Origin of the sequence: Pedobacter sp., assembly GCF_035317785.1 — a bacterium.
In the GTDB taxonomy this organism is placed as follows: Bacteria; Bacteroidota; Bacteroidia; order Sphingobacteriales; family Sphingobacteriaceae; genus Pedobacter.
In genome coordinates this window covers 1-10,961 of sequence record NZ_DATHGC010000260.1, presented here as the reverse complement: position 1 = coordinate 10,961, position 10,961 = coordinate 1, and the positions used below count along the sequence as shown (strand labels likewise).

12 protein-coding genes are annotated in these 10,961 nt (G+C 43.9%); 9 read left to right on the top strand and 3 right to left on the bottom strand.

Annotated elements, in window-relative coordinates; all coding sequences use genetic code 11:
- A partial coding sequence (locus VK541_RS16330) for a hypothetical protein (protein WP_324371392.1) occupies window positions 1–184 on the top strand: 184 nt, incomplete at its 5' end.
- A 283-nt stretch (window positions 185–467) separates the two neighbouring features.
- Window positions 468–2,792 (top strand): glycoside hydrolase family 95 protein, encoded by a 2,325-nt coding sequence (locus tag VK541_RS16325; RefSeq protein ID WP_324371391.1) that lies wholly within the window; start codon window positions 468–470, stop codon window positions 2,790–2,792.
- Here the strand turns inward: VK541_RS16325 and VK541_RS16320 are convergent.
- Window positions 2,785–3,057, bottom strand: a complete 273-nt coding sequence (locus VK541_RS16320; RefSeq protein ID WP_324371390.1) for a hypothetical protein — start codon at window positions 3,055–3,057, stop codon at window positions 2,785–2,787. The two genes, VK541_RS16325 and VK541_RS16320, sit on opposite strands and share 8 nt — an antisense overlap.
- 171 nt (window positions 3,058–3,228) lie before the next feature.
- Here VK541_RS16320 and VK541_RS16315 point away from each other — a divergent pair, with 171 nt between their 5' ends.
- Window positions 3,229–4,980, top strand: a complete 1,752-nt coding sequence (locus tag VK541_RS16315; protein ID WP_324371389.1) for a hypothetical protein — start codon at window positions 3,229–3,231, stop codon at window positions 4,978–4,980.
- Here VK541_RS16315 and VK541_RS16310 read toward each other — a convergent pair.
- Both VK541_RS16310 and VK541_RS16305 read right to left on the bottom strand, forming a co-directional pair.
- Window positions 4,963–5,340, bottom strand: coding sequence for a VOC family protein (locus VK541_RS16310; RefSeq protein WP_324371388.1), 378 nt, complete (start codon window positions 5,338–5,340; stop codon window positions 4,963–4,965). The genes VK541_RS16315 and VK541_RS16310 overlap by 18 nt on opposite strands.
- A gap of 67 nt (window positions 5,341–5,407) precedes the next feature.
- Entirely contained in the window at window positions 5,408–5,665 is a 258-nt protein-coding gene (locus VK541_RS16305) for a hypothetical protein (protein WP_324371387.1), read from the bottom strand.
- Between the two features lie 183 nt (window positions 5,666–5,848).
- Between VK541_RS16305 and idi the strand changes: the two genes are divergently transcribed.
- From idi to VK541_RS16275, 6 genes are all read left to right on the top strand, one after another.
- Window positions 5,849–6,382 carry an isopentenyl-diphosphate Delta-isomerase gene (gene idi, locus VK541_RS16300; protein ID WP_324371386.1) on the top strand — a complete coding sequence of 178 codons (534 nt, stop codon included), beginning with the start codon at window positions 5,849–5,851 and terminating at the stop codon, window positions 6,380–6,382.
- A gap of 111 nt (window positions 6,383–6,493) precedes the next feature.
- A complete protein-coding gene (locus VK541_RS16295; RefSeq protein WP_324371385.1) occupies window positions 6,494–8,695 on the top strand; it encodes a beta-N-acetylhexosaminidase in 2,202 nt (733 codons plus the stop codon).
- A 10-nt stretch (window positions 8,696–8,705) separates the two neighbouring features.
- Entirely contained in the window at window positions 8,706–9,503 is a 798-nt protein-coding gene (locus VK541_RS16290) for a HipA family kinase (protein ID WP_324371384.1), read from the top strand.
- Entirely contained in the window at window positions 9,481–9,870 is a 390-nt protein-coding gene (locus tag VK541_RS16285; protein WP_324371382.1) for a DUF3037 domain-containing protein, read from the top strand. Before VK541_RS16290 ends, VK541_RS16285 begins: the two co-directional genes overlap by 23 nt.
- 60 nt (window positions 9,871–9,930) lie before the next feature.
- The gene (gene epsC, locus VK541_RS16280) at window positions 9,931–10,737 is read left to right on the top strand and encodes a serine O-acetyltransferase EpsC (RefSeq protein WP_324371381.1); all 807 of its coding nucleotides are present in this window, start codon (window positions 9,931–9,933) and stop codon (window positions 10,735–10,737) included.
- A gap of 2 nt (window positions 10,738–10,739) precedes the next feature.
- On the top strand, window positions 10,740–10,961 hold a 222-nt coding region (locus tag VK541_RS16275; RefSeq protein ID WP_324371380.1), incomplete at its 3' end, for a pyridoxal-phosphate dependent enzyme.

Below are 10,961 nucleotides of genomic sequence, written 5' to 3'. Positions count from 1 at the left end.
GCAGGAGAACAGTTATTATGCCTTCGGCAAGACCATGCCAAATAGTACAGTAGGTTTACCTACCAAGACGTTAAGCCCTCAAGATATCCGTCAGATTTTTGCTTGGATGGCATGCTATTCCCTGGATTATGTTTCCCATGCAATTGAATTACCTTTTTCTCCGAAATCAAAGAAAAAACATTAATATTAATAGTGTTGTAATCAGCTACTACGCTCTGTTTAAAGTTGATCTGATCAATAATCCTCCCGCCCGTAAGATATATCCGGATAAGAGTATTATTACATACCACAACAGGCTCTGCATACAGCAACATTAGTGAGCTTACTTTCTGGAACAGAGAATAAGATCATTGCATGAATGAAGTTAAATAATCCATCATTTATCTAGCTTAATCCATTTCAATACCCTCAATAAACGATATTTTTACTGCAAATAATAACCAAATCAAAACTGAATTCCGAGCTCAATGGTCAAAAAGCAATTACTTTTTATCGCGGTAAGTTACCTGTTATCCAGCAGTGCCCAGGCACAGCAAAAACCACTCAAACTATGGTATGAACAGCCAGCCAAAGTTTGGGAGGAAACTTTGCCATTGGGGAATGGAAGATTGGGCATGACACCGGATGGTGGCATCAATAAAGAAAAGATCGTGTTAAATGACATTACATTATGGTCAGGCTCTCCGCAGGATGCCAATAATTACGAAGCCTATAAAAGCTTGCCTGCAATCCGCAAACTGATTGCTGAAGGCAAAAATGAAGTGGCACAGGACCTGGTCAACAAAAATTTTGTCTGTAAAGGACCTGGTTCTGGAGGCACACAATGGGGAAAATACCAGACGCTTGGCGATTTGGAGATCGAATACAATTATGGAAATGCAACCGGTCAGCCGCAAAATTATCACAGAGAACTTTCTTTGGATAGTGCACTGGTTACGACTACTTTTAAACTCAACGGGGTAAATTATAAAAGAACCTACTTCACCAGTTTTGATGATGACGTAGATGTGATCAGGATCTCTTCCGATCAGGCGGGAAAACTAAATTGCAGGATCAGCATAAAACGTGCAGAAAGATTTGCGGTAAAAACAGAAGGTATGGAACTGCAGATGTATGGCCAGCTGGACAATGGGACTGATGGAAAGGGCATGCAATACCTGACCCGCATCCGGACGAAAACAAAAGACGGAACCGTAACGGCAGATGAAAACTCACTGACTGTTAAAAATGCTACAGAACTCATTATCTATATATCCGCAGGTACCGATTTTAAAGGATATCCTTATAAAACCGCCACGGCCAAATTATTGGATGCAGCAGTTAAAAAGCCATACGAACAGCAAAAAGCCAAACACATTGCTAATTTCAGCAGGTTTTTCAAGCGGGTTAGTATGGATCTTGGACAAGGAGTTTCTTCAAGTCTGCCAACGAACAAAAGACTGGATCTCTTTTATAAGAACGCACAGGACGATCCTGCGCTGGCCGCATTATTTATGCAGTTTGGCCGTTACCTGACCATCAGCAGTACCAGGGTAGGGCTATTGCCGCCAAACTTGCAGGGCTTATGGGCCAAAGAGATCAATACACCCTGGAACGGTGATTATCACCTCGATGTAAATGTGCAGATGAACCACTGGCCGGTAGAAGTCGGCAACCTTTCAGAACTCAATTTACCACTGGCAGAATTAGTCAGAGGGCTGGTAGAGCCTGGCAGGAAAACAGCTAAAGCTTATTATAATGCAGGTGGGTGGATCGCACACGTAATCACCAATGTATGGGGTTTTACCGAACCAGGTGAAAGCGCATCATGGGGCGTTGCCAATGCGGGTTCCGGCTGGCTGTGCAACAACCTTTGGGAGCATTATGCTTTCTCTCAGGACAAGGGCTATCTGAAAAGCATTTATCCGGTTTTAAAGGGCTCCGCGCAGTTTTACAACAATGCCCTGGTAAAAGATACCAAATCGGGCTGGTGGGTTACTTCACCTTCTGTCTCGCCGGAGAACTCTTTTTACTTGCCAAACGGCAAGACAGCCAATGTTTCCATGGGACCAACTATTGACAATCAAATTGTCAGGGATCTGTTCAATAATGTGGTTGCCGCCTCCCAATTGTTGAACGTAGATTCTGAATTCAGAAAGGTGTTACAGGATAAACTAAAATCTGTACCTCCTCCCGGTGTGGTCAGCAAAAGCGGACGTATACAGGAGTGGCTGGAAGATTATAAGGAAACCGATCCGCAGCATCGCCACATTTCTCATCTATGGGGATTATATCCGGCATCTTTAATTACGCCTACGGCTACACCTGCGCTGGCAGAAGCGGCAAAAAAGACATTGGAAGTAAGGGGAGATGACGGTCCAAGCTGGACGATCGCTTATAAGTTATTGTTCTGGGCACGTCTGCAGGATGGCAATCGTGCGTTCAAACTGCTCAAGGAAATATTGAAACCAACGTCAAGGACAGATATCAACTACGGTGCAGGTGGCGGAGTTTACCCGAATATGCTTTCGGCAGGGCCGCCATTCCAGATAGACGGTAATTTTGGTGCTGAAGCAGGCATTGCTGAAATGCTCCTGCAAAGCCATGACGGTTTTATTGATCTGCTGCCCGCCATACCGGATGCATGGAAAAGCTCAGGCTCAGTCAAAGGTCTGAAAGCAAGGGGCAATTATACAGTAAGCATGAGCTGGAAAGATGGTAAAGTAAGGGAATACACCATTTCATCTCCTAAACCTTCTAAAGTGAAGATCAAAATAAATGGAGTGATCAAGCTCGTCACCTCAACTAACTAGTTCCGAATATGCCTTTATACGCAGACCAGCAGGCATTTTTGATTTCCTGGGGAAGATTATCCTTTACATAGAACTGGATGCCTTTTTCGGTATAAAAGTAACGGAAGTAATTGCCAAGCTTATCTGGTTTCTCACCGGTGAGAATGCTTTCACGTTTGTTCAGCCAGTGCAAATAGGTCACTTCAACACGCGCCAGGGCTACTTCAAGGTCCTTTATTTTGCCGGAATTTTTATCGATCAGCATCAGTTCACTATAATCACTCATATCACAAATCTATGTAAAATGTAAAGGTACGGATTATTTAATGGTTAAAAGATTTGCGTCTTAAAACCCTTCCTCAGCCGGCCATGCGCATCTTTTTAAGAATATAACTATTGTTTGGTATATTTATTTGTGTTTTACTTTCGGAGCCGATCGTCTATAACTACCATTCTTATGAAAACAATACTGCTGTCTTGCACATTTTGTCTTTTTTTTACGGGTACCCACAGATATGATCCTTCCCTTAAAAAAACTTTAAGTACACTTGAATACTGGAATGCAAAGGTAGCCATGTGCGGCTCTTCCTCGTCTGCAGAGGGTATTAATAAAGCAGACAATGGCAAATTTATTGCACAGCTGCCGGGCTGGGGCCGATATTCATACCAAATATCCACCGCCAGCGACAGTGCCCAGATTTATTTTGATCAGGGATTAAATATGTATTACAGCTACCATACGAAAGAGGCCCTGGCTTCTTTCAAGGAATCGGCGCGTTTCGATCCCGATTGCGCTATGGCCTACTGGGGACAGGCACTGGCTATGGGACCAAGCTATAATTCCGCGCATAATTATGTGATTCCTGAAAACATTGCCGGGGTTTTAGAACTCATGAACCAAACTGCCGCCGGTAGTGTTTCACCAAAAGAAAGCGCATTGTTTAAAGTAATGAACCTCAGGTACCCTTCTGCTGGTGCTGACAAAGAAAAAACGAAGTTAAACATGGCTTATGCGCAGGGGATGAGCGCACTCATGTCCGTATATCCCGAGGATGAGGATATTAAAGCGCTTTATATAGATGCTGTGATGCTGATCCATCCCTGGGATTTCTGGAACAATGATGGTTCAGCAAAAGAATGGACACCGAAGGTATTAGCCTTGTGTGAAAATCTGCTGCAAGCGAAACCAAAACACCCTGGAGCGCTGCATTATTATATACATTTAACAGAGGCCTCCCGCCGGCCCGAAAGAGCGCTGTCCAATGCACAACTGCTGAAAGATTTGTTTCCGGGAGTGGCGCATATGGTCCATATGTCCAGCCATGTGTATCAGAGAAACGGGTTGTATTCGCTCGGTGTAGATGCAAATGACCGGGCTGATGCGAATCTTTTGCGTTATGACTCACTGGCAAAAAATCTATCACTGAATAAACATTCCTCTCACTATTTCGCTGTACAGGCCTTTTGCGGACTTACCGGGGGAATGTACACTAAAGGGATGCAGGATGCCCTGAGGTGCAGAAAAAGTGTTTCACCAACTTATGAAGATACTTATGCCCAGTATCTGTACATGATGCCGGTCTTCACGCAGGTCAGGCTTGGCAGATGGAATGAAATATTGAAAGATACGGTGCAACCGGACCCGGACTGGCCTTATGCAGGGATAATTGGCAATTTGGCGAAAGGGCTGGCATATATTTATACCGGGAGGCAGGATTCGGCAGCAAGTCAGCTCGTTCAGCTACGCGGCAGAATAAAAGATCCCATTTTAAAGAAACGGCGTATTCCTTTTAATACAACGCTGCAAGGTGCACTGATAGCGGAACGCATTTTAAACGCCGTTATTTTATTTGATCAGAAAAGAAATGCTGAGGGCATTAAGAGCCTCAATGAAGCTATAGAAACAGAGGACCAGATGATCTATTCCGAGCCGATGGACTGGCCCATTCCTGCCCGGCAATTTTTGGGTGCCTATCTCTTAAAGCAGAACAAGCCGGCTGATGCAGAGCAAGTGTATAAAATGGACTTAATTCTAAATCCGGGAAATGGATGGTCATCACTTGGTTTATACCAGAGTTTACTAGCCCGGCACAAAGTTAAATCTCTATCTGATTACAAGTCAGCCTACCTTCAGTCCTTTTCTCATGCAGAACACATTCCAGTTGCTTCGGTTTATATTGGACGGGGCTATTTAAATACATTTAAGTGATGAAATAATGACGCCCAAACCGTCAGGATCTTTAAACATTTTGCCGTTTGCCCGCCAGTATGGATTTTTGGGTACCTCTTCAGTAACTTCGTTATTTTTGAAGCTGGTTAAAATTTGCTGATAGTCATCCTGAGTTTTGGGGTAAAAAACCAAGAGATCATCCTCATCAAAATGATGCATTACAGGTTCATTTGTGCTGGTAAATTCCAGGTGCCAGTTTCCATCTGGTAAGCCTATAAATACACCATCATAGCCATCATGTGCCTGAAAATCGCCGAGAATGTTAAAGCCGAGTGCATTGGTGTAAAAGTCGATGATCTCCTCTAATCTGTTGGTGTGTCTGGCCAGTCTGAATTCCATGATGATTAGTGTATTTGACTCAAATTTAGCTATTAATTACGAAATATTTTGAGTAGATGTACAAGGATCAGTAATCGTCATCTTTATCATCGTTAAATGCCGGTTCTTCATCCTGTTCAAAGCCATCGTCCTGCAGGTCTTCTTCAATAGGAAAAAGATCATCCTCGTCTTCAAGAAGATCCTCATCATCTTCGGGGTCGATCCGGCTATCAAAAGCAGGATCCAGCTCATCAGTCTCCGCAGTGAGCGACTCATCAAGAATTACTGTTTGTTTGTCATGGCCGGTAACCTTTTCCTGATCATGATTCTTGAACCGATTTTCCATTTATTTTTGCTTTAGCGTATGTAAATCAAAACGATTGGCAGCGGATTATGTTTTCAGCATTTGCAAATTTTGAAGCAAAATAAGACTGATGTTATCATAAATATTTTATGGCTGTAAAATGAAAAGGATATTATAAACGTTATTGTTTTATCAGCTACTTTTGTATGCATACAAATGACAACAATGACAGAACGGGTAATTCTTGTAGATGAGCAGGACAATGAAATAGGCACTATGCAAAAGATGGAGGCACATTTAAAGGGCAGGCTTCATCGTGCGTTTTCCGTCTTCATTTTCAATGACAAAGGTGAGCTCCTATTGCAGCAGCGTGCTTTAAATAAATATCATTCCGGCGGCAAATGGACCAATACCTGCTGCAGTCACCCGCGATTGGGCGAGGATACCCTGGCTGCCGCAAACAGGAGACTTCATGAGGAAATGGGCATGCAATGTGAGTTGAAGTTTGGGTTTAGTTTTATGTACCAAGCTATTGTAAATGAATCCCTTTCTGAGAATGAATACGATCATGTGTATTTTGGAGTAAGCAACGATTTTCCGGTACCCAATGCTGAGGAAGTTGCGGATTTCAGGTATATCACTATGGGTGCGTTAAAAGCGGACATTAACAAATGCCCCGATGAGTACACAGAATGGCTGAAGATCTGTTTTGATAAAGTTATGGAACTCTATAAAGACAAGGCGGTTCTGCATTTATAACCGCCACAGACCTTATGCAAACGGTTGTTCAAACTTTCGGGGTTTCTAAAATCTTGTGTGTTTAATTATTTGATTATCATTGTGTAGATCAACTATAACACCATGACCACAATGAACAAACTAATGCTATGCTGTGCGTTTATACTCGCAGCTGTATCAGCTTCTGCTCAATTAAATATCGTGCCCCTGCCGAAGCATATTACGGAGAACGGGACTTCATTTACTATTGTAAAAGATACAAAAATCTATTATGAACAAGGCTTAAAGGCGCAGGCTGAATTGCTGAATGCTGCATTGTCACCCGCTACCGGATTTGATTTTGAAATGATCCAGTCAAAACAGGGTATGCAGAATGGTATCATTTTGAAGTTTGACAAATCATCTGCAGCCAATAAGGAAGGCTATCGTCTTACTGTAAAGAATAATGCCGTTGTTTTGAGCGGCGGAACTGCTGCCGGTGTATTCTATGGTACGCAGACTTTGCTCCAGATGCTGCCCGCGGCTATCCATGATCAAACACGCCAAAAGGGAGTGACCTGGAAGATCAGAGGTGCAGATATAGAGGATGCACCATTGTGGGGCTGGCGTGGTATGATGCTGGATGTTTCCCGCTATTTTTTCAGCAAAGATTACGTTTTGAAGTTCATAGACATGATGTCTATGTATAAAATGAATGTGCTTCACCTGCATCTGGTAGACGATGCAGGCTGGCGGCTGGAGATTAAAAAGTACCCTAAACTGACATCTGTGGGTGCATGGAGAGGCGATGGGGCGGAACGCACCGGCGGCTACTATACGCAGGAGGACATTAAGGAAATGGTGGCTTATGCCAGTTTGAGAAATGTGGATATCATCCCGGAGATAGAGATTCCGGCACATACACTTTCTTCCATTGCTGCTTATCCATTTCTATCCTGTACAGGTGAACAGTATGTGGTGCAGACCCAGCATTCCATCAGCAAGGAGATCCTTTGCGTGGGTAAGGAGTCTACTTTTGATTTTATGGCCGATGTGTTTAAAGAAACGTTTGCGTTGTTTCCTTCAAAATATATTCACATTGGCGGTGACGAAGCCAATTACGATCGCTGGAAGGCCTGCCCGCATTGCCAGAAGCGCAAAGCGGACCTGGGTTTGAAAACAGAAAAGGAGCTCCAGGTATATTTTAACCAACGGGTGCAAAAAATGGTTTCCAAATACAGTAAGACCATTGTGGGCTGGAATGAGATCATAGAAGACGGATTAACGGATAAAGCCGTAGGCATGATTTGGAATGACCAGCAAAAGGCTTTCAAAGCGGTAGAAGACGGGCATTATACGGTGATGACGCTGACTGAGTATTCCTATTTTGATTTCCCGGAAAGTAAGATCCCGGGTGAGGTAAAAGCCGCAGGATGGCGATCGCCCATTTCATTGGAAAAAGTGTACCAGTTAAATCCTATGCTGAAAGGCATGGATGAAAAATACCGCCCGCAGATATTGGGCGCCAGTGCAGCACTTTGGTCTGATCAGTTTATCCATGGTACGCTGCTGCAGGAAATTCCGCTGCTCAATGAGAACCGTTCTGAAAAATATTTTGATTACCTGAGTTTTCCGCGAATGGCCGCAATGGCAGAGGTGTGCTGGACACCTGTTGCGCGACAAGGCTGGACAGATTTTGAACAGCGGATGCGCAGTCAGTACAAACGCTACGACCATGCCGGATATGGCTACAGAGTACCACAGCCTAAACTGATCAGCAATGAAAAGGCTGCAGATGGATATTTATTGAAACTGGAGAATATCGTAGATGGCGCGGAGATCAGGTACAGCACCGATGGAACGAGAGCCAGTGCTTATTCAGCCGTATATACCCAGCCGATAAAAATCAAACAATTAGCCGATTTCAGTGCCATTACTGTGGTAAATCGCAATGTATATTCACTGCCGTTTTATTTTCCTGAAAAATATGAACAGTTTAAAAATTACGGCGAACTGGTTGGAGAATGGAAACCATCTAAGGTTAAAGGAAAAGAATTCGGGTTATTTGAAATGAATGCTTCTGGTAAGATAAATGGGAATGGTAATTATCAGCTTGCATTTTGGTATACAGACGGAGATTCACGTCTCGAGATCAAATCTGTAGAAGTCTATAAGAATGGCGTTAAAGTAACTGAAGATGTACATGATGGATTTACCGGAGGTTCGCAGCAGAATAACCTGTACAAGTTCAGTATTAAAGAATACGAAACCGGTGCTGAGTTTACGATAAAAGCTTTGGTGAGAGGCGACATCAGCAATGATTCTAACGGCGCAGTATTTATAAAGAAATTGTAACTTTGGCGCTATGAAGAATAGCGTTCCTCCGTTGAGGACAGTCAGTGTGATCCGTTATGTGACGCCTCTGCGTGAAGGCGGTTCTATGCCGGCAATAGCGGAAGCAGACGACGGATTCTTATATGTATTGAAGTTTCGCGGTGCAGGACAAGGTGTGAAGGCACTAATCGCTGAGCTTATCGGCGGGGAGATTGCCCGGGCTTTAGGCTTTAAAGTCCCGGAGCTTGTCTTTGCAAATTTAGACGAGGCTTTTGGCCGTACAGAGCCGGATGAAGAGATCCAAGACTTACTGAAGGCAAGCGTGGGACTAAATCTGGCGCTGCATTATCTTTCTGGTTCCATTACATTTGATCCGACTGTGGCTGTCATTGATTCAAAACTGGCTTCACAGATTGTCTGGCTGGATTGCCTGCTGACCAATATGGACCGCACAGCACGAAACACGAATATGTTGTTCTGGCATAAAGAGCTTTGGCTGATAGACCATGGTGCAGCATTGTATTTTCATCATTCCCTGCAAAATTGGGAAGAACAGGCAAAAAAACCTTTTGCGCTGGTCAAGGACCATGTTTTGCTTCCATTTGCAACTGAACTTGAGGCAGTGGATCAGGAGTTTAAGGGCATTCTCAATGACCAGCTGATCGATGCGATAGTAGCTTTGATTCCGGAAGACTGGCTATCCCTTGAGCCGGAAGAAGAATCTGCTGAAGAGCGCCGGCAGATATACGCGGAGTTCCTCAAATTAAGGGTCACTCATTCTCAAATCTTTGTTAAAGAAGCACAGCATGCAAGGACAGGATTTATTTGAGTATGCGGTGATTCGCCTGGTGCCCAAAGTGGAGCGTGAGGAGTTCATGAATGTGGGCGTAATCCTGTACTGCGCGAAACAAAAGTATTTGAAAGCCAGGATAGAACTGGATGAGCAGCGTTTTTCTGTATTTTGCAGCAATACTGATCTGGAGGAACTGCGTCATCACCTGAATGCATTTGAAAATATATGCAGGGGCGGTAAGGAAGGAGGTCCAATTGGTAAGCTGGATATGGCTTCGAGGTTTAGGTGGCTTACGGCTACCAGAAGCACGGTATTGCAAAGCTCAAAGGTACACCCTGGTTTTTGCGCAGATGCAGAGGAGAGATTGCAGCAACTTTACAGTCAGATGGTTCTTTTGCCATAAAACCACTCGTAAATAGGAAATAATTTTCTTTCTTTTACACTTTCAAACAGTTATACCAAAATGAGCGAGGAATTTTATCTTCATATATTTAATAAACAGCGTGACATCGAGGCTGTGCCTTCTAATGAAGAGGTTGCAGAATGGGCCATCGGGTTAATGAACCTGATCTATCCGGAGCGGGTTACTTCACCGGATTATTCTATCAATGAGATCAAAAGATTGTTTATCAGGCAGCAGAATGCATTGGTAAATATCCTGAATGCAACAAAAGCCTGTGAGAACAGTGACAACGATCAGATCGCCGCTCAGATATTTGAGCAATTGCCGGAATTGTACAGAAAGATGAACACTGACATCAGTGCAATTATGGAGGGTGACCCGGCGGCTCAAAGTGAATTTGAAATCATCAGAAGCTACCCGGGTTTTCTGGCGATTGCGTTGTACAGGATTGCGCACGCCATTCTGGAGGCCAACGTGCCGATCATTCCAAGGATACTTACCGAATACGCACATTCTATAACAGGAATTGACATTCACCCGGCATCCAGCATTGGGGAGTATCTTTATATAGACCACGGTACCGGCCTTGTTATCGGCGAGACCACAGTGATCGGCAATCATGTCAAATTATACCAGGGTGTGACACTCGGTGCGCTGAGTGTGGAGAAATATATGGCCAATACCAAAAGACACCCAACAATAGAGGATCACGTCATTATTTACTCCGGAGCTACCATATTGGGCGGTGAGACTGTAATAGGGCATAATTGTGTGATCGGCGGAAACGTATGGCTGACCAAAAGTGTTCCGGCCGGATCTACCGTTTATCACCAGTCGGCCATTAAAGTAGAGACCAAAAATCTGTAAGCATGGGAAATATCATAGAATTTGTCGGAAATACCCCGTTGGTCGAGATCCAGAAACTAAACCCTAACCCTGATGTGAAGATCTATGCCAAGCTGGAAGGTAATAATCCCGGTGGAAGTGTGAAGGACCGGGCTGCGCTCAACATGATCCGCAGTGCGTTAGAACGTGGTGACATACACAAAGGGACAAAACTAATTGAAGCCACCAGCGGAAACACAGGGATA